This is a genomic window from Streptomyces sp. NPDC107654 (genome assembly GCF_055639035.1).
In genome coordinates, this window is the sequence record NZ_JBVKBI010000014.1 from 119,084 (window position 1) to 138,745 (window position 19,662).

Sequence of the window (19,662 nt, forward strand, 5' to 3'; positions counted from 1 at the left end):
TGTTACTCTCCGATCATGCGAGCCCTCTTCCCAGGATCCTTCGACCCGGTCACTCAAGGGCACCAGGACGTACTCCGGCGCGCTGCCCACCTGTTCGACGACGTCGTCGTCTGCGTGATGTCCAACCCGGACAAGACCGGCCGCTTCCCCGTCGCGGAACGACTGGACCGGCTCCGCGCGGCAGCAACGGGCTTGAGCAACGTCACGGTCGACTCCCACACCGGCGGCCTGCTGGTCGACTACTGCCGTCGAGCGGGGATCGACGTCGTCGTCCGCGGAGTGCGCGGCGTCCGCGACCTGGATCATGAAATGCCGATGGCCCGCATGAACCACGAGCTGGCCGGAGTCGAGACGTTCTTCGTCGCCGCCGACCCCACCCTGGCCCACATCTCCTCCACCCTCGTCACCACGATGCGTACCGGGGCGCCCACGACCGCGGCCGGCCGGGAGGAGGGCCGGGCGACCGCGGTGGGATGTGCCGGGACCGTCGGTTCAGCCGGTGCCGGAGGCGGAGAAGACGAACGAGAACTCCGCCGGTTCGGCCCGTAGGCGGTACCGGGGCAGCGGGGCCGGGCCGCAGGACTGGGAGCCGATGCCGTGGTGGGCGTGGTCCAGGTTGACCCACACCGTGTCACCGGGCACCAGGTCGGTGCGGTGGGCCGCGGCGTCCAGCTGTTCGGTGGTCCAGCGGCGGGCGGTGAGGAAGAACGCCGGGTCGCCCTCGATGCGCAGGCCGCCCAGTTCCGCCCAGCGGACGTCGGCCCGGGCGCCGTTCTCCTGGGGGCGGACGTACGGGGTCTGCAGGGCGTCCACGGTCGACTGCCGGCGGGCGATCCGGGACGCCGAGCGGGTGTCCGGATAGGCCTCGCCGGGGCCGCCGCCGTACCAGCGCACGGCGTCGGCCGCGGCCAGTGCGAAGCGGATGCCGAGCCGGGGCAGCGGGACCGTCCAGTCGCCGTCCGGGGTGGTGGACACGGTCAGCCGGAGCCGGTCCCCGTCCGACGTCCAGCGGTACACCGTCGACAGCCCCAGCTCCCGGGCGGCCGGCGCCACCCGGGTGCGGACCGTCAGTGCGTCCTCGCCCGCCTCGACGGCGTCCAGGCGGTGCCGCATCCGGTGCAGGCCGAGCGTGCGCCACAGCAGCCCGTAGCGCAGGTCGCTCTGCCAGGCGGCACCGTCGTCGTTGTCGGTCGTGGCCCGCCACACGTCCAGCCGCAGACCCGTGACCGGCACCCCGCCGATCGCCCGCGGCGCCCCGGTACGGGCGTCGAACACGCCTGGACCGAGGGTGATCTCCCCGTCCCCGTGGGCCGGACGGGCGGTCGCGGCGACGTGCGGCACCCGGCGCTCCGACACCGGCAGCTGGCCCCAGGCGACGACGTGGTCCTTCGGTGCCCAGGCCGTGTCGGACGCGAGCACCGCCCGGACCGTCCAGTGGGCCTCGCCGGCCGGCGCCCCGGCCGGTACGGCGGGCAGCTTGACCTCGGCGGACTCGCCGGGCGCCGAGGCCGGCACCGACAGGGCTCCGCTGTCCACCGTCTCGCCCTCGACCTCGTACGACCAGGAGAAGGCCAGCGCCGACAGGTCCGCGAAGTCGTACCTGTTGGTGATCCGTACCGTGCCGGCCGTGCCGTCGCCGGTGATCGCGACCGGTTCGATCACCTTGCGGTACTCGACCAGGCCGGGGGAGGGCCGCCGGTCCGGGAAGAGCAGGCCGTCGCAGACGAAGTTGCCGTCGTGCAGTTCCTCGCCGAAGTCGCCGCCGTAGGCGAAACCCAGCTCCGGGTGGGCGATGCCGTGGTCGATCCACTCCCAGACGAAGCCGCCCTGGAGCCGGTCGTGGGCCTCGAACAGCCGCTGGTAGTCGGCGAGTCCGCCGGGCCCGTTGCCCATGGCGTGGGCGTACTCGCAGAGGATGAAGGGGAGGGCGCGGCGCCTGCGCGGTCCGCCGTCCAGGCCGCGGCCGATCCGCTCGACCTCGGCGTGGTCGGCGTACATGCGCGAGTACAGGTCCGTGTCCCGGCAGTCGCGGTCGCCCTCGTAGTGCACGAGCCGGGAGGCGTCGCGGCCGCGGATCCACTCGGCCATCGCGGTCAGGCCCCGGCCGGTGCCGGCCTCGTTGCCCAGCGACCAGACGACGACCGACGGGTGGTTCTTGTCCCGCTCGACCATGCGGGCCGCCCGGTCGAGCAGGGCCGGGGTCCAGCGGTCGTCGTCGACGGGGTTGTCCCGCCAGCCCTGCTCGGTGAAGCCGTGCGTCTCCAGGTCGCACTCGTCGATCACCCACAGGCCGTACTCGTCACACAGGTCGAGGAAGGCGGGGTGCGGCGGGTAGTGGGAGGTGCGCACCGCGTTGATGTTGTGCCGTTTCATCAGCAGCACGTCCTCGCGCATGGTCGCGAGGTCCAGGGCGCGGCCCCGCTCCGGGTGCCACTCGTGCCGGTTGACGCCCCGGAAGAGCACCGGGCGCCCGTTCACCTTGATCAGGCCGTCCGAGAGCGCCACCGTGCGGAAGCCGATGCGCAGCGGCACCCGCTCGCCGGCGGTGGCCAGCACGCCGTCGTACAGCCTCGGTGTCTCCGCCGTCCACGGCTCGACGGGGACGGTCACCGGTTCCCCGGTGGCGACGTCGACGCCGAGGTCCGGGACGGTGACCCGGCCCGGCACCTCGGAGTCGACGCGGAGGGTGCCGGTGCCGGCCTTGTGGTCGTAGGAGGCGTGGACGAAGAAGTCCCGGACGCCGTCCGCCGGGCGGTGCAGCAGGGTGACGTCCCGGAAGACGCCCGGCAGCCACCACTGGTCCTGGTCCTCCAGGTAGGAGCCCGCCGACCACTGGTGCACACGGACGGCCAGGACGTTCCCGGCGGGCTTCAGGAGGTGGCCGACGGCGAACTCGTGCGGCAGCCGCGAGCCCTTGAACTGGCCCAGCTCGGTGCCGTTCAGCCAGATCCGGGCGCAGGACTCCACGCCGTCGAAGCGCACGGTGGCACCGCCGTCGGCCGGCCAGTCGGCGGGCAGGTCGAAGACGCGCAGGTGGTCGCCGGTCGGGTTCTCGGTGGGCACCCGGGGCGGGTCGACCGGGAACGGGTAGAGGTGGTTGGTGTAGACGGGGGATCCGAAGGAACCGCTGCCCTGGAGCACCCAGTGACCGGGGACCGTGACCTCCGCCCAGTCACCGGCGTCGTACCCCTCGGCCGCGAAGGAGTCGTCCTCGGCGTCGGCCGTGTCCGACAGTCGGAAGCGCCAGCTGCCGTTCAGGGAAAGGGACTTGGCGTCCGAGGTGGCGTACCAGGCGCGGGGTGGCAGCGCCCCGGAACCCGGCGAGACGTCCTCGACGTAGGCGGTGGTCGTACGGAAAGACATCGGTCTCCTAGCTCAGCCCTTGATGCCGGTCTGCGCGATCCCCTGCACCAGCCAGCGCTGGAGGAAGAGGAACACGAACAGCAGGGGCAGGATCGAGATGGCGGTCGCCATGAAGATCAGGTGGTAGTTGACGGTCTGGTTGGTCATGTACGACGACAACGCGACCTGGACGGTCCAGGCGCTCGGGTCCTGGCCGATGACGAGCGGCCACAGGAAGGCGTTCCAGCCGCTGATGAAGGTGATCGTGGCGATCGCGGCGAAGAAGTTCAGCGAGTTCGGCACCACGACACGCCAGTACGCGCCCCAGTAGCCGAGCCCGTCCACGCGCGCCGCCTCCTCCAGCTCCTTCGGGAACCCGAGGAAGTACTGCCGGAACAGGAAGCAGGTGAAACCGCTGAAGAGCCCCGGGACGACGAGTCCCCGGTAGCTGTCCACCCAGCCGAGCGACGACACCAGCACGAAGCTGGGGACGAAGGTGACGGCGGCCGGGACCATCAGGGTCACCAGAACGGCGTGGAAGACCTTGTCGGCGTGCCGGTAGGGGATGCGGGCGAGGGCGTAGCCGGCCGGCGAACAGACGAACAGCGTGCCGACCGTGTGCAGGACGCCGACCACCAGCGAGTTCCACATCGACCGGCCGAAGTCGACCGTCGGATCCTCGAACGGCTCGGTGAGGTTGCCCCACTGGATGTCGGTCGGGAAGAACTTCCAGTTCTCGCCGGTGATCTCCGGGTCGGTGGACAGGGCGTTGCGGACGAGCAGGTAGAAGGGGACGAGGAAGAGGAGCGCGGCCACGCTGGTGGCGATGTACAGGCCGGTGGAGCTCATCACCCCGCCGCGCCGGGTACGCCTGCCGGAGTCGGGTGCGGTCGTGGTCACTTGGACTCCTCACCCCGTCCGAAGCCCATGATCCGGCCCTGGAACAGGGTGACGACACAGATCAGCACGGTCAGGACGACGGCCCCGGCGCTGCCCTTGCCGTAGTTCTGGTCCTGGCCGAGGGCGGTGTAGTACAGCTCGACCAGCGGCGGCCGGCCCCAGGTGGTCTTGGACAGCAGGTTGAAGAACTCGTCGAAGGCCTGGTAGGCGGCGACGAGCAGCAGCAGGACCACGGCCGTGGAGGTGGCCCGCAGCTGCGGCAGGGTGATGTACCGGAAGGTCTGCCAGCCGCGCTTGGCGCCGTCGATGGCGGCGGCCTCGTACAGCTCCCGTGGGATGTTCTGGAGCGCGGCCAGGAAGAGGATCATGTAGAAGCCGGACTGGAGCCACAGCCGGGCGGTGATGATCACCAGCCAGTACCAGGGCGGGTCCGGGTTGGCGAGCCAGGCGGTGTCGTCCACGCCGAACAGGCCGAGGACCGTGTTCGCCAGGCCGAAGCGCACGCCGTTGAAGACGGACATCTTCCAGATCAGCGAGGCCGCGACATAGCTGCACGCGGTCGGCAGGAAGAACACCGACCGGTAGAACGCCCGCATGAACCGCAGCCGGTTCACCAGCAGCGCGAGGCCCAGGGAGAGCGCCCAGGTGGTGGGCACGATGAAGGCGGCGAAGACGGTGAAGGTGCCGAGCGAGCCCATGAAATCGGTGTCGGACAGGATCTCACGGTAGTTGCCCAGTCCGACGAAATCGCTGGGGGTGACCGTGAAACGGGCCTCGAAGAAGCTGAGGTAGAGGCTCCAGCCGATCGGGACGTAGACGAAGACGGTCAGTCCGGTCAGGAACGGGGCGGAGAAGAGCCAGAAGGTGAAGGTGCGGCTGCCGCGCAGTCCCCGCCGCGGCCGGGCACCGGTCGCCTTGGCCGGGGCGGGACCCGCGACCCCGCGCGTGGTGGTGGTCGACATGGCGTGATCCGTCCGGCGGCCTATCCGAACAGCTTCTTCAGCTCGGCGCCGACCGTCCTGTCGCACCTGTCGAGCGCGACCTCCGGATCACCGCCCTTGCGGACGCAGTCGGCGAACACGTCCTCCGTGGCGGTGATCATCGCCTGGGTCCAGCCGATGTTGTCGAAGTGCCCGTACCGGTCGAAGAGCTTCACGCCCTCGGCCGGCAGGCCCGACTCCAGTGTGCTCGCGGACCGGGCGATGGAGGTGCGGGGCGGAATGTGGAAGCCGTACGAGGTCGCCCAGTCCTCCTGGTACTTCCTCTGTTCGATCCACAGCCACTTCACGTACTCCTTGGCCGCGTCGACGTGCCGGCCCTTGGCGTTGACGAACATCGACCAGCCGCCGTTGTAGACGGACGGCCTGCCCGCGTCGCCGACCTTGGGGAACGGCATGATGCCGAGGTCGTCGCCGAGGGTCTGCTGGAACTGCGGCATGGCCCACATGCCGCAGAACTGGATGGCGCACAGGCCCTGGTTGAGGGCGGAGGGGTCCCAGAAGTCGGCCGGGGCGTCCAGCAGCAGGTGGCCGCTGGTGAACAGCTTCCGCATCTGCTTCAGGCCCTGTACCACCCCGTCGGTGTGGTAGGCGATCTCGTTCTTCTCGTTCAGGGTGTCGGCGCCGGCCGACCAGATCAGCGGGTTGATCACCGCGTGCAGGTCGTTGCCGAGGAACAGGCCCTTGACCTTGCTCGTGGTCAGCCGGGCGGCGGCCTCGATCAGCTCGTCGAGCGTCCGCGGCGGCTCGACGCCCGCCTTCTCCAGCAGCGACCTGCGGTAGAAGAAGAACTGCGGGTCGTCGATCATCCGGACGCCGTAGATCTTGCCGTCGACGGTGTGCGACCGGATGTCGGCCTGGTTGAAGTCGTCCTCGACCGGCTTGACGATGTCGGTCAGGTCCGCCACCTGCCCGCTCCTGACCAGCTGGATCTGCGGGTGGAACTCGAACAGGTCCGGTGCCTGGCCGGTCAGAAGCGAGGCGAAGAGCTTGCTCTCGAAGTTGGAGCCGGTGATCCACTGCGTGGTCACGTCCGCCTTGGTGTAGGCCTTCGCGTAGCGCTTGATCGCCTGCTCGGTGCCCGGCTCGCCGTAGGCGTGGAAGTACTGGACGAGCTGCTCGCCCGAACCGGATCCGCCGCCCCGGCCGTTGTTGCCGCCGCACGCGGCGAGCGTGCCGGCGGCGGCCAGGCCCGCGGCGGCGCGGAACATCGATCGGCGGTCCCAGGTGCTGCTCTGTGCCGGCATTGCTGACGTCCTTGTCTGTGGAGTGGCGTCGGATGCGACGGTGCGGCCCGCCCGCCCGGCGGCCCGGCCGACGTGGGCCGGGTGGCACGCAACGGGGGCGTGGTGCGGGACGCTAACCTTCGGCTAAGGCTTCGGCAAGGGGTCGGACGAAGTGCGCACGAGTTGTTGTACGCGGTTCGGCATGGCGAACGTGCCCGCAAGCAAGGCGAGATGAGGGCCGCCGGGTCAGGGGAGTGGCCGACGGCCCCCGGTGCGGGGGAGCGGTCGCGCTAGTGCCTGGTCCAGGCCTCGTTGGCGCCGCCGGTGCAGCTGTGGAGGATGACCTTGCTGCCGTCGGCCGTCGCCTGTCCGCTGACGTCCAGGCACCGGCCCGAGGCCTCGTTCACGATCTGCCCGTTGCCGTTCAGCAGCCACCGCTGGGTGGCGTCCCCCGTGTACGAGGCCGAGGCCGTGAGGCCCGGATTCGCCGCCGTCAGATAGCCGCCGGCGCCCTTCAGGGTGCCCCGGGCGTCGTACGACCACGTCTGCCCGGCCCCGCCCGTGCAGGCGGCGATGGCGGCCCCCGTGGCGTCGGCCGTCAGGCACTTGCCCGACCGACCGCCCACCAGGGCACCGCTCAGGGCCGTACTGCCGTGGCCCTTCCGGTCCAGGACGTACGTCGTCACCGACCGGGCCGCGAGCGTCGCGGACAGGGTGCCGGCGGCCACCGACGGCTTCGCGACCTCCGCCCAGTTCTCGTCGGCGGAAGTCCGCACGGCCTGCCGGGCCCGCACCGGTGAGTCGCTGTTGAAGTGCAGCTTCAGCGCGGTGCCGGACGCGTTGTGGTTGTTGACCACCACGACCCAGGTGCCCTTCCGGGCGTACGCCGAGACCTCCACGCCGTCCGGCACCCCGGTCACGTCGTGCAGGGCCGCGCCCGGCCGCACGAACTTGCTGTACTGGCCGAGCGTGTAATAGCGCTTGGTGAAGTACAGGGTCTGGTTGCCGTTCTTCGCGTAATCCGGGTCGTAGTAGATCAGCCCGTCGTTCCAGCCCTCGTCGTTCCGCGCGCCGGGGTCGCTGCCGGACATCTCCGACAGCGCCACCCACCACTGGAACGCCGAGTCGTGGGCGGTCGCGAAGTCCTCGTGGATGATCCGGGACAGGTTCAGGCCGCCGTCGATCGTCGGGTCGTACTCCTGCGCCCAGCCGGTACCGCCCTTGCCGAAGCAGCAGATCTCCGTCGACCAGGACTCCTTGCCGGCCGCCTTCGACGTCTCGTACACCCGCGCGCGGTCCGCGTCACCCGGGTTGTCGTACGTGTGATGGGCCAGCTTGGCGACGTACCGCGCGGTGCCCGGCTGCGAGATCCACTGCGGGACCTCGGAGTTGAACCTCACCGTGCTGGTCGACTCGTCCGCGATGATCGTCGTCTTCTGGTGCCGGGCCCGCTGCTCGGCGCCGAGCGCGCGCACGATGTCGTCACGCTGCGGGACGTCGACCAGCATGCCCTCCTGGCCGCACGAGTCGAAGCTGTTCGTCGGCTCGTTGAACGGGCTGATGTAGTCCAGGCGGACGCCCTGCCGCGCGAAGTGGTCGGTGACGTCGGCTATGTAGGCCGCGAAGTCCCCCTCGTTCTCCGCCTTCAGGTGACCGCCGCAGCTCTTGCCGTTGGTCTTCCACGCGGCGGGCGCGCTGTTGACGAAACCGATCAGGTCCTTCACGCCGTACCGGGCGGCGGCGTACAGGAAGGAGCGGCCGGCCTCGTCCCTGCTCCAGTCGTGACCGCCGTCCGGGGCCAGGAAGTCCTCGGGGGCGCGCGGCGCGTACGTCACCCCGGTGCCGCCACCGCCGATGTTGTAGCGGTACGAGCTGAGGGCCAGGCCGTCCTCGGAGAACAGCAGCCCGGCCACCCGGGCCCGGACCGCCGGGTCGAAGTTCTTCAGGTCGTTGACCCACCAGGCGCCGGAGGCACCGATGTTGTCGATGGTCTGCGCGGCGTGCGGGGAGACCTCGGCGGCGGCCGGGGTGTCGGCGGCGCCCGCGGGCGGGGAGGCGAGCAGGGCTCCCGTGACGGCCAGCGCGGCCGAGGCGGTCAGCAGGAGGGATCTCCTGAAGGGGGAGAGGGAGGTGCGGGGGTGAGACACGTGCATCCCTTCCGTCGTCATGAAGGCGGTGCGGTACGGCTCCTTGCGTGGGTGCGTTTCACTGCCCTCTGCCCGACGGACTGCAGCGCCCCCTCCAGCGCGAACGTGGCCGCGCCGAGGGACACCGGATCGGTGGGGATCGGGGAGAGGACGATCTCGGTGGCGGCCAGCGGCCGGCGCAGGGCGTGCCGGGAGACCGCCTGGCGGACCTCGTCGAGCAGCGGCTCGCCGAGCCGGGCGGCCACCCAGCTGCTCAGCACGACCACCTCGGGGTTGAGGAGATTGACCAGGTCGGCGATGCCGGCGCCGAGGTAGCGGGCGGTGTCCCGGACGACCTTGAGCGCCACCGGGTCGTCCTCGGCGACCGCGCCGGCCAGCGCTTCGATGGTGGCGGTCTGGTCCTCAGGGTGCAACAGGGCGGAGCGCGGGCTGAGTTCGCGCAGGTTCTGCATGATGCCGGGCGCGCCGACGTACGTCTCGACACAGCCGTGGTTGCCGCAGTGGCACAGCCGGCCGTCCAGGACGAGCGTGGTGTGCCCCCACTCGCCGGCGCTGTTGCTCACCCCCCGGTGCAGCCCGCCGCCGAGGGCCAGGCCGGCGCCGACGCCGGTGCCGAGGTTGACCACCACGGCGTCCCCGCGGCCCCGCGCCGCCCCGAACCACAGTTCGGCCACGGCGCAGGCGCGCAGCGGGTTGTCCAGGTGGAGGGGGTAGGCGATGTGTTCGGCGAGCAGGTCGAGCAACGGCACGTCGTGCCAGTCCCAGTTGGGCGCGTACTCGGCGATCCCGGTGTCCCGGTCCACCTGGCCGGGCACGCTCACGCCGACGCCGAGCACCCGGGCCGCCTCGACGCCGGCCTGGGCGACCACCGAGCCGACCGCGGCGGCGACGTGCCCGACCACCTGCTCGGGCCGGCTCTCCCCGGGCCGCATGTCCTCGTCGGCCCGGGCCAGCACGTTCAGCGCCAGGTCGAACAGCTCGACGTGGACGTACGTCTCGGCGATGTCCACGCCGATCAGCGCGCCCCCCGACGCGTTGACGGCGACCAGCCCCCGGGGACGGCCCCCGGCCGAGTCCTCGAAACCGACCTCGGTGATCATGCGGAGGTCGAGCAGCTCGCCGACGAGCGTGGCCACCGTGGCGAGGCTCAGCCCGGTGGCCGCGGCCAGCTCCTGCCGGGAGGTGGGAGACTCGGCGATGATCTGGCGCAGCACCTCGTAGCGGTTCGCGGTGCGGATGTCACGCGATGTGCGCTTCACGCGGCTGCCCCTCCCGTCCCGTCCGGACCCGTCCAGGCCGGGGCGGCTTCGGCACCGGCGCGGGCGTCAGGCTATGGGCTGGGAGGGACTTTCGACAAGGGGTTAGGAAAGGGGCTGGAGGAAGCCCGCGGCTACCGGTGGCCGGGCAGGCCGAGGAGGTCCCGCACGAAGGCGTTGGCGAACGTGCCGGACGGGTCCGTGTGGCGGACCAGGGCCGCGAAGTCGTCGAACCGCGGGTACCGCCCGCGGAGCACGGTCGCGGGGACCCCGAAGACCTTCCCCCAGTGCGGGCGCGGCTCGAACGGCGCCAGCACCTCCTCCAGCCGGCGCACCACCGGGAGCACGGCCGCCTCGTCCCGTATCCAGGTGAAGTGCAGCGCGACCGAGTCCCGTCCGTGGGCCGGGCTCATCCACTGCGTGTCGGCGGCGACCGTCCGCACCTCGCAGGTCTGCAGCACCCCGGCGACCGCCTCCCGGACGCCGTCGACGGCGTGCAGCGCGTCGAGGGCCGCCGACCGCGGCAGCAGGTACTCCGACTGGATCTCCTCCCCGCTGCTCGGCGTGAACTCCGCCCGGAAGTGCGGCAACCGCTCGTGCCACGGCCCCGGCACGCCGAGCTGCCCGGTGCAGTTCCGCGCGGGCATGCCCGGCACCGGGTGCAGCGGGCCGGGTGCGGGCGCCGCCCACGGGAAGTCCACCGCCGGCCGGTCCGTGCGCCGCTTGACCCACACCTGCCGGAAGCCCGGCCGCCGCCAGTCCGTGAACAGGCTCACGCTGTACCCGGCGGCCGCCACGGCCTCGAAGTCCAGGCCTTCCAGGGGAAGTTCGGTGTAGACGCGCTGCTCCACCTCGTACGCCGGCTCCAGGTCGAGGGTGAGCGCGGTGACGACGCCCAGCGCGCCGAGGGAGGTCACGAAGCCGTCGAACCGCGGGTCGTCCCGGCCGATCGTCCCGCGATCGCCGGCCGCGACGACCATCTCCAGCTCCCGGACCGCCGAGGCCAGGGGGCCGTTGTGCACACCCGAGCCGTGCGTGCCCGTCGCCACCGAACCGGCCACCGAGATGTGCGGCAGCGAGGCCATGTTCGGCAGGGCGAGCCCCTGCGCGTGGACCTCGCGGGCCAGCTCGGCGTAGCGGACCCCGCCCGCGACCCGGACCGTGCGCGCCGCCGCGTCCACGTCGATGGTCCGGGGCAGCCGGGCGGTGGAGATCAGGACGCCGTCCGGGCCCGGATCGGCGATCCGGTTGAAGGAGTGCCCGCTGCCCAGCACCCGCACCCGCATGCTGTCCCGCACCAGCGCCGCCAGCTCCTCCGGCGTACGCGGACGGTGGAACTCCCGCGCCGCGTACGTGACGGTGCCCGCCCAGTTCGTGGGCGCGTCCGCGCCGCTCCGGGTCCCCGTGCCCGCCGTCTCGGTCATCCGTGCGTCCCTCCAGGAGAGTTGCGTATCCCCCGACCCTCTCATCCGGCGCGCCATGCCGTGTCCGGCACGGACGACGGTGGCAACGGATTTCGTTGATGCAGCGCGCTCAGACTCCTGGAATTCGCAAAAAATCTGGCTGCTTTCTGTCTTTTTCGATAGCTTCACCTCCATGACCTCCGACTCTCCCCGCGACCCCCTCACCGCCCCCCTCCCTGCCCGCCTCCCCGAGACCGACCGCACCCGTCACCGCCGGCTGCGGGAGCAGGGCAGCCTGGAGCGGGCCGATCTCGACGCGATCCTGGACGCCGGGTTCGTCTGCCACCTGGGCGTGGTGGTCGACGGGCGGCCGCTGGTCGTGCCGACCGTGTACGGGCGGGACGAGCGGTGGCTGTACGTCCACGGCTCCGTGGCCGGCCGCAGCCTCGCCGGCGGCCTCCCGGTCTGCGTGACCGTCACGCACGTCGACGGGCTCGTGCTCGCGCGGTCCGTGTTCGAGCACGGCGTCAACTACCGGAGCGCCGTGATCCACGGCGACGCGCACAAGGTCACCGACCCCGACGAGAAGCTGGAGGGGCTGCGCCGGCTCACCGAGCACGTGACGCCCGGGCAGTGGTCCTACGCCCGCCGCCCGAACCGCAGGGAACTCGCCGCCACCACCCTCCTCGCCCTCTCCCTGGAGGAGGCCTCCGTCAAGATCCGCACCGGCGCCCCCGACGACGGCGACGGCCCCGACGCGGCCCTCGGCCTGTGGGCGGGCGTGCTCCCGCTGACCCAGGCCTGGGGCGCCCCCGTACCCGACCCGGCCCTGCCGCCAGGGACCGCCGTACCGGAACACATCGCGCGCCGGGCGGGGACCCGGCAGGGAGGAGCCCGAGAGGGAGGCATACGGTGAGATCCGTACGCCTGAACCGGGAGGAGACAGACGGATGGGCAGCCGTACCGCGCTGGTCGAGGATCTGATGGAGCGGTTCCCGCACGTGCCGCGGGAGGCCGTCTTCAAGGAGGACCTGCTCCGGGGCGGTGTCGCCTTCGACGAATCCGCCCTGAGCGACACCGCCAACGAGGCGGCCGGGGACGTCAAGCCGAAGTCGTACTTCATCTTCTCCTTCGACCACGGCACCCTGCCCGAACTGGGCGAGGCCGCGCTGCGCCGGCCCCCGGAGGAGATCATCCTGACCGGCGGCCCGTACGACCTGCGGCGTACGGTCGTCTCCGTACGGGTGAACCCCGCCTCGCCGTACCGGGTCGCCGCCGACGAGGAGGGACTGCTCGGGCTCTACCTCGACGGCCGGCGCATCGCCGACGTCGGGGTGCCGCCGATGCCCGAGTACTACCGGCACACCCTGTCCAACGGGAAGTCCGTGATGGAGGTCGCGCCGACCATCCAGTGGGGCTACCTGATCTACCTCACCGTCTTCCGGGTCTGCCAGTACTTCGGCGCCAAGGAGGAGTGCCAGTACTGCGACATCAACCACAACTGGCGCCAGCACAAGGCGGCCGGCCGGCCGTACACCGGCGTCAAGGACGTGGAGGAGGTCCTGGAGGCGCTGGAGATCATCGACCGCTACGACACCCAGAAGACGTCCACCGCCTACACCCTCACCGGCGGCGCGATCACGTCGAAGGTGGCGGGCCGGGACGAGGCCGACTTCTACGGCCACTACGCCAAGGCCATCGAGGAGCGCTTCCCGGGCCGCTGGATCGGCAAGGTCGTCGCGCAGGCGCTGCCCAAGGCGGACGTGCAGCGGTTCAAGGACTACGGCGTGCAGATCTACCACCCCAACTTCGAGGTGTGGGACCGCCGGCTGTTCGAGCTGTACTGCCCCGGCAAGGAGCGCTACGTCGGCCGGGACGAGTGGCACCGCCGGATCCTGGACTCCGCCGAGGTGTTCGGCGCGCGCAACGTGATCCCGAACTTCGTCGCCGGCGTGGAGATGGCCGAGCCGTTCGGCTTCACCACCGTCGACGAGGCCATCGACTCCACCACCGAGGGCCTGCGCTTCTTCATGTCGCACGGCATCACGCCCCGCTTCACCACCTGGTGCCCGGAGCCCACCACCCCGCTCGGCAAGGCCAACCCGCAGGGCGCCCCGCTGGAGTACCACATCCGGCTGCTGCAGGCCTACCGGCAGACCATGGACGACTTCGGCCTGTCCTCCCCGCCCGGCTACGGCCCTCCCGGCCCCGGCCGCGCGGTGTTCTCCGTCAGCTCCTTCATGGACAGCCTGCCCGCCGACGAATCCGTACCCGCGTGAGCCGAACCGCCTCCGCATCCGTACCAGAGGCCGGAGTTCCGGGGGGCCGTTGCGACGCGCACACCCGCCGCCACCGTCGGTAGCCGGATGTGAACAGGCCGCTTGTCAGTTGTGTCGAGGACGTGAAAGGCTCTGTGCACTGCCGCGAGGTTCCCCTTGACTCCCTTTCCTCTTTGGTGAGTTGACCTCGCTCGTGGATGCAGGAGTCCCATGCCCGACCTGCCGACCCCCCAGGACGACACCGAGGCCGCGCTGTTCTCGGAGGGCTGGGACGCGGTGCTCTCGTACGCGGACCTGTGCACCTCCGGGTCCCTGACGGCCCAGCAACTGGCGACCGAGGCGTTCACGCTCGGCATGCGCGAGGTCCGCGCCGCCGCGCGCACCCCCGTGCGCGGCGCCGGCCGGCGTGCCGCACGGCTGCCGACGATCCCGGCGCTGCTCACCGCCGTACGCACCACCGCCGCCGCCTGGGAGGCCGGCGGACAGGGCCACCGGCTCGACCCCGACCTGCGGCTCTGGCTCAACTCCGAGGCCGCCGCGCGCTTCTCGGGGCCGCCGCTCGGGCGCCCCATCGCCCTGCGCGGACTGCGGGACATGCAGGAGGCGGATGCCGCGCTGCTCTGGCTGGCCGAGGTCGAGGCGCTCCCGCTGCCCACCGTGGCCCGCCGGCTCGGTCTGGAACCGGCCACCGTCGCCGACGAACTCGACCAGGTCCGCACCCTGTTCCGGGACCGCTGCCACCGCGCCCACCTGGACTCCCCGATGGACGCGCAGTGCCGCAGCTACGCCCGCCTGCTGGACGCGGTCACCCGCTCGGCCGTCGCCGACACCCCGGGCGACCTCTCCCGGCACCTCGCCACCTGCGTGCGGTGCGCCGAGGCCGCCGCCTGCCTGCGCCTGCACGGCGGCGGACTGCCCGCCGCGCTGGCCGGCGGAGTGGTCGGCTGGGGCGGACTGGCCTACCTGGAGCGGCGCCGCCGCGCCACCGAGGTCCGCCTCGGCGGCGGCCGCCCCGGCACCGCCGACCCAGGCGACCCCGACGAGGGCACGGGCCGCAGCCGCGTGCTGCGCGGCGGCCTCGCCGTCGCCGCGGTCCTGCTGTCGGCACTGGCGCTCGGCGTGTCGATGATGCCGTTCGGCGGCTCCGGCGACGACACCGCCGCCGCCCAGGACGACCGGCAGCCGGTCGCCGACCCGGAACCGTCCGGCCCGGCACCCCGCCCCACCCACTCGTCCTCCGCGCCCCGTTCCCCGACCGCCCCGCGGGACACCCCCCGCCGGAAGAAACCCGACCCCGAGCCCCAGGGCACCTCCTCCGCCACCCACCGCTCCGGCCCCGCCGGCGCGCCCGCCACCGCCCCGCCGGCCGGCTGCCGGGTCGCCTACGAGCTGGACAGCCAGTGGCCCGACGGCTTCCAGGCCACCGTCTCCGTCACCACCGAAAGGGCCCTCGGCGACTGGCGGCTGTCCTGGACCTTCCGCGACGGCCAGCAGGTCGGCCAGATGTGGGACGCCACCGTCCGGCAGGACGGCTCCCGCGTCACCGCCACCGCCGCCGACTACAACAGGACGGTCGCCGCGCACGGCACCCTCTCCTTCGGCTTCCTCGGCACCTGGACGGACACCAACCGCACCCCGCGCGCCTTCGCCCTCAACGGGGAGCCCTGCACGGTCGGCTGAGACCCGCCGGAAAACCCTTTGACCCACCAGCCCGTCCGCGGGCTACAGTTGCCAGGCACACCGAGGTGGTGTGCGCAGGCGCGAGCGAGGACGAGGAGGTGTCGACCGATGGCTGTCACTGTGCCGGGCGCTGCCCGCATCCAGGAACTCCTCAAGTCCACCTCCGTGGCCACCGGCTGAACCCACCGCGCGCACCGAACGCGCCGGCGCACCCACGCGCCCGACCGGGGCCACCCTTGTGAAGGGTCTCCCTTGACTTCCACCTCTGCTGTGTTCCCCGCACTCGCTCCCTACGGCTGGGACGAGGCCTGGGCCGACGCGTTCGCCCCGTTCGCCGCCGACGGCCTGCTGCCCGGCCGGGTCGTCCGGGTCGACCGCGGCCAGTGCGACATCGTCACCGCGGACGGGACCGTCCGCGCCGACACCGAGTTCGTCGTGCCCCGCGACCCGATGAAGGTCGTGTGCACGGGGGACTGGGTCGCCGTCGACCCCGGCGGCGACCCGCGGTACGCCCGCGCCTACCTGCCGCGCCGCACCGCCTTCGTCCGTTCCACCTCCTCCAAGCGGTCCGAGGGGCAGATCCTCGCCGCCAACGTCGACCACGCCGTGGTCGCCGTGTCCCTCGCCCTGGAACTCGACCTGGGCCGCATCGAACGCTTCCTCGCCCTCGCCTGGGAGTCCGGCGCCCAGCCCGTCGTCGCCCTCACCAAAGCCGACCTCGTGCCGGACCCGGTCACGCTCGCCCACCTCGTGCAGGACGTGGAGACCAGCGCCCCCGGCGTGCCCGTGCTCACCGTCAGCGCCCTGCACGGCGAAGGGCTCGACGTGCTCGTGGCCCTCGTCGGCTCCGGTACGAGCGTGCTGCTCGGCCAGTCCGGCGCGGGCAAGTCCACCCTCGCCAACGCGCTCACCGGCGCCGACGTCATGGACGTGCGGGCGACCCGCGACGTCGACGGCAAGGGCCGGCACACCACGACCACCCGCAACCTGCTCGCCCTGCCCTCCGGCGGGGTCCTCATCGACACCCCCGGGCTGCGGGGCGTCGGCCTCTTCGACGCCGAGGCCGGTGTCGGGCAGGTGTTCTCCGAGATCGAGGAACTGGCCGAGGGGTGCCGGTTCCACGACTGCGCGCACGAGACGGAACCGGGGTGCGCGGTGCGGGCCGCCGTGGAGAGCGGGGAGCTTCCCCCGCGGCGACTGGAGAGCTACCGGAAGCTGATGCGCGAGAACCGGTGGATCGTGGCCAAGACCGACGCGCGGATGCGCGCGGAGATCAAGAAGGACTGGAAGCGGATGGGGGCGCTGGGCAAGGCGATGATGGAGGCGAAGCGGGGGCGCCGGGCGTAGGCGCCCCGTGCCGGGGCGGGCGTCCGGGGGCCACCGCCCCGGGCGCCCGCCTCGGTCCTCGCCGTCACACGCCGGACGGCCGGCCCTCCCGGCCGCCGCCCGTCACCTCCGCGTCCGATTTCCGCTGGCCCGCCCCCGGCACCCGCCCCACACTGGAACGTGTGAAGGACGAGGACAGCAGGTACGAAGCGGTGCGGAGCCGGGACGGGCGGTTCGACGGCGTGTTCTTCTTCGCCGTCCGGACCACCGGCATCTACTGCCGGCCCAGCTGCCCGGCGGTCACCCCGAAGCGCTGCAACGTGCGCTTCTTCGCGACGGCCGCCGCGGCGCAGGGCTCCGGCTTCCGGGCCTGCCGGCGGTGCCGGCCGGACGCCGTGCCGGGCTCCGCGGAGTGGAACGTCCGCGCGGACGTCGTCGGCCGGGCCATGCGGCTGATCGCCGACGGCGTCGTGGACCGCGAGGGCGTCGCCGGGCTCGCCACGCGGCTCGGCTACAGCGCCCGGCAGGTCCAGCGGCAGCTCACCGCCGAACTGGGCGCCGGGCCCGTCGCCCTCGCCCGGGCCCAGCGGGCCCACACCGCCCGCGTCCTGCTGCAGACCACCGAACTGCCGGTCACCGAGATCGCGTTCGCCTCCGGGTTCGCCAGCGTGCGGCAGTTCAACGACACCATCAAGGAGGTGTACGCCGCGACACCGACCGAGCTGCGGGCCGCCGCCCCCGGAGGCCGCTCCGCCCGCCGGGCCGCCCCCGGCACCGCCATCCCGCTCCGGCTCGCCCACCGCGGCCCCTACCAGGCCGCCGCCGTCTTCGACCAGCTCGCGCGCGAGGCCGTACCCGGCGTCGAGGAGGTGACCGGCGCCCCGGGCGCCCGCACCTACCGGCGCACCCTGCGCCTGCCCTACGGCACCGCCCTCGCCGCCGTCCAGGAACGCACCCGCAGACCCCGGGCCGGCACCGGCACCCACCCCGGCGGCTGGCTCGACGCCCGGCTGCACCTCACCGACCCCCGGGACCTCACCACCGCCGTGCAGCGGCTGCGCCGGCTGTTCGACCTGGACGCCGACCCGTACGCGGTCGACGAGCGGCTGGGCGCCGACCCCCGGCTCGCCCCGCTGGTCGCCGCCCGGCCCGGACTGCGCTCGCCCGGTGCCGTGGACCCGCTGGAACCCGCCGTACGCGCCCTGACCGGCAGCCACGGCGCCGAGGAACTGGTGCGCCGGTACGGCAAGCTGCTCGACGCGCCCCACGGCGGCCTCACCCACCTCTTCCCGGAGCCCGCCGTCCTCGCCGAGGCCGAGCCCCGCGGCCCGGTGGGCGCGCTCGCCGCCGCCCTCGCCGACGGCGTCGTACGACTGGACCCGGGCGCCGACCGGCACGACGCCGAGGAGGCCCTGCTCGCCCTGCCCGGCATGGACCCGGCCACCGTCGCCACCCTCCGCGTCCGCGCCCTCGGCGACCCCGACGTCGCCCCGCCCGGCGCCGGCCTCCCCGACGGCTGGCGGCCCTGGCGGTCCTACGCCGTCCAGCACCTGCGCGTGGCGGGCGAACCGGTCCGCTGACCGCCCGCCCCTTCTCCGGGCCGCCGCGCGGCCGTTCGCGGCGTTGCGCCGAGCGGGTGGACCGCCCCCGGTCCTCCGTCGGCACGGCCCGGCCATGTGGCACGGTCGCCTCCGAGGGCCACGGGGAAGTCCCCGGGCCGGCCTCGGGGAAGGGCGGGCAGACATGGCCAGGTTCGTTCGGGTCCTCGCGGTCCTCCTCCCGGCACTGCTGCCGGGACTCACCGCACCGGCCGTCGCCGAGCCGTCCCCGCCGCCCTGGACCGGAAGTTGGGAGACCGCGCCCTCCGGCACCGCCGCCGCGCTGCCGGACGCCGCCGTCCGCAACGTCGTCCACCTCAGCACCGGCGGCACCGCCGTCCGCGTCCGGCTCAGCAACCGGCTCGGCACCAGGCCGCTGCGGCTCGGCGCGGTCACCGTCGCCCTGCGCCGCGCCGCCGGCCCCGACGCCGTCCCCGGCAGCCTGCGCACCGCCACCTTCCACGGCGCCCCGGAGACGACCGTCCCGCCGGGCGCCGACACGGTCACCGATCCGGTGCCGCTGTCCGTCCCGGACGCGGCCGACCTGCTCGTCACCGTGTACACGCCGGAGGACTCCGGGCCCGCCACCTACCACCGCACCGCCCTCCAGACCAGCTACCTGGCCCGCCCCGGCGCCGGCCGGGCCGCCGACGAGACCGGCACCGCGTACACGGACACCACCAGCCGCTGGTACTACGTCACCGGTGTCGACGTCCGCGGGCCCGCCGCCGGCAGCGTCGTCGCGTTCGGGGACTCGCTCACCGACGGCAACGGCTCCACCCCCGACACCAACCGGCGCTGGCCCGACCGGCTCGCCCAGCGGATGTCCGGCCGGCGGACCGGCGTCCTCAACGCGGGCATCGCCGGCAACCGGCTGCTGCGCGACGGCACCGGACCGAGCGCCCTCGCCCGCCTGGACGCCGACGCCCTGGACCGGGCGGGGGTGCGGTCCCTGGTCGTCCTGGAGGGCATCAACGACATCAAGGGCGTCCCCGCGGCCGACGACCCCGCCGCCTTCGCGGCCGCCTACCGCACCCTGGTGGCCCGGGCCCACGCCCGCGGCATCCGGGTCGTCGGCGTCACCCTCACCCCGTACCGCGGTTACCCGGCCTGGACCGAGGCCGGCGAGGAGGTACGGCAGCGGGTGAACGCCTTCATCCGCACCGGCGGTGTCTTCGACGCGGTCGCCGACGCGGACGCCGTCCTGCGGGACCCGGCCGATCCCGGGCGCATCCTGCCCGTCTACGACCCCGGCGACCACCTGCACTTCAACGACGCCGGCATGGCCGTCGTGGCCGACACGGTCCACCGCGCCCTGACCGCACACGGCTCCGGCGGCACCTGGAGCCGCCCGTCCGCACCCCCGACCGCGCCGCGCCCCGCGCCCCACCGCGCCCGCCCCGCCGCGGCGACCGCGCCGCACGGCTCCCGGCCATGAGGCCCGGTGCGGCCCTCGCGGACCGCGACCGCGTGGACGGACGGCGGCCGCGGTGCCGAGGACGCTCGG

The 19,662-nt window shown here is 73.1% G+C and carries 14 protein-coding genes; 7 read left to right on the plus strand and 7 right to left on the minus strand.

What is annotated here, in order from left to right; translation table 11 throughout:
* Nucleotides 1–15 precede the first annotated feature (15 nt).
* Complete coding sequence (coaD, locus tag ACZ7N4_RS24380; protein ID WP_471361251.1) at nucleotides 16–549, plus strand: pantetheine-phosphate adenylyltransferase; 534 nt, start codon at nucleotides 16–18, stop codon at nucleotides 547–549.
* Here coaD and ACZ7N4_RS24385 read toward each other — a convergent pair.
* The 7 genes from ACZ7N4_RS24385 to ACZ7N4_RS24415 form a co-directional block, all read right to left on the minus strand.
* Nucleotides 493–3,363 (minus strand): glycoside hydrolase family 2 TIM barrel-domain containing protein, encoded by a 2,871-nt coding sequence (locus ACZ7N4_RS24385; RefSeq protein ID WP_471361253.1) that lies wholly within the window; start codon nucleotides 3,361–3,363, stop codon nucleotides 493–495. The two genes, coaD and ACZ7N4_RS24385, sit on opposite strands and share 57 nt — an antisense overlap.
* A 12-nt stretch (nucleotides 3,364–3,375) precedes the next feature.
* Nucleotides 3,376–4,242 carry a carbohydrate ABC transporter permease gene (locus ACZ7N4_RS24390; protein WP_471361256.1) on the minus strand — a complete coding sequence of 289 codons (867 nt, stop codon included), beginning with the start codon at nucleotides 4,240–4,242 and terminating at the stop codon, nucleotides 3,376–3,378.
* Nucleotides 4,239–5,204, minus strand: a complete 966-nt coding sequence (locus ACZ7N4_RS24395) for a carbohydrate ABC transporter permease (RefSeq protein WP_471361259.1) — start codon at nucleotides 5,202–5,204, stop codon at nucleotides 4,239–4,241. The genes ACZ7N4_RS24390 and ACZ7N4_RS24395 overlap by 4 nt, the downstream gene beginning before the upstream one ends.
* A 20-nt stretch (nucleotides 5,205–5,224) precedes the next feature.
* Entirely contained in the window at nucleotides 5,225–6,487 is a 1,263-nt protein-coding gene (locus ACZ7N4_RS24400) for an ABC transporter substrate-binding protein (RefSeq protein WP_471361262.1), read from the minus strand.
* A 269-nt stretch (nucleotides 6,488–6,756) separates the two neighbouring features.
* On the minus strand, nucleotides 6,757–8,619 hold the full coding sequence (locus ACZ7N4_RS24405; protein ID WP_471361264.1) for a glycoside hydrolase: 1,863 nt from the start codon (nucleotides 8,617–8,619) through the stop codon (nucleotides 6,757–6,759).
* An 11-nt stretch (nucleotides 8,620–8,630) separates the two neighbouring features.
* Nucleotides 8,631–9,872 (minus strand): ROK family transcriptional regulator, encoded by a 1,242-nt coding sequence (locus ACZ7N4_RS24410; protein ID WP_471361266.1) that lies wholly within the window; start codon nucleotides 9,870–9,872, stop codon nucleotides 8,631–8,633.
* A 131-nt stretch (nucleotides 9,873–10,003) separates the two neighbouring features.
* Nucleotides 10,004–11,293, minus strand: coding sequence for an FAD-binding protein (locus ACZ7N4_RS24415; protein ID WP_471361268.1), 1,290 nt, complete (start codon nucleotides 11,291–11,293; stop codon nucleotides 10,004–10,006).
* Nucleotides 11,294–11,465: 172 nt separating this feature from the next.
* Here ACZ7N4_RS24415 and ACZ7N4_RS24420 point away from each other — a divergent pair, with 172 nt between their 5' ends.
* The 6 genes from ACZ7N4_RS24420 to ACZ7N4_RS24445 all read left to right on the plus strand — a co-directional run bounded on the left by ACZ7N4_RS24420 (nucleotide 11,466) and on the right by ACZ7N4_RS24445 (nucleotide 19,593).
* Entirely contained in the window at nucleotides 11,466–12,188 is a 723-nt protein-coding gene (locus ACZ7N4_RS24420; protein WP_471361271.1) for a pyridoxamine 5'-phosphate oxidase family protein, read from the plus strand.
* A gap of 34 nt (nucleotides 12,189–12,222) precedes the next feature.
* Nucleotides 12,223–13,551: a radical SAM protein gene (locus ACZ7N4_RS24425; protein ID WP_471361273.1), complete on the plus strand. Its 1,329-nt coding sequence runs from the start codon at nucleotides 12,223–12,225 to the stop codon at nucleotides 13,549–13,551.
* A gap of 210 nt (nucleotides 13,552–13,761) precedes the next feature.
* Nucleotides 13,762–15,231 carry a cellulose binding domain-containing protein gene (locus ACZ7N4_RS24430; RefSeq protein WP_471361275.1) on the plus strand — a complete coding sequence of 490 codons (1,470 nt, stop codon included), beginning with the start codon at nucleotides 13,762–13,764 and terminating at the stop codon, nucleotides 15,229–15,231.
* 252 nt (nucleotides 15,232–15,483) lie between these two features.
* Nucleotides 15,484–16,578 (plus strand): ribosome small subunit-dependent GTPase A, encoded by a 1,095-nt coding sequence (rsgA, locus tag ACZ7N4_RS24435; protein ID WP_471361277.1) that lies wholly within the window; start codon nucleotides 15,484–15,486, stop codon nucleotides 16,576–16,578.
* A 161-nt stretch (nucleotides 16,579–16,739) separates the two neighbouring features.
* Nucleotides 16,740–18,137 (plus strand): DNA-3-methyladenine glycosylase 2 family protein, encoded by a 1,398-nt coding sequence (locus tag ACZ7N4_RS24440; RefSeq protein ID WP_471361279.1) that lies wholly within the window; start codon nucleotides 16,740–16,742, stop codon nucleotides 18,135–18,137.
* 163 nt (nucleotides 18,138–18,300) lie between these two features.
* Nucleotides 18,301–19,593 carry an SGNH/GDSL hydrolase family protein gene (locus ACZ7N4_RS24445; RefSeq protein WP_471361282.1) on the plus strand — a complete coding sequence of 431 codons (1,293 nt, stop codon included), beginning with the start codon at nucleotides 18,301–18,303 and terminating at the stop codon, nucleotides 19,591–19,593.
* The last annotated feature ends 69 nt before the right edge of the window (nucleotides 19,594–19,662 follow it).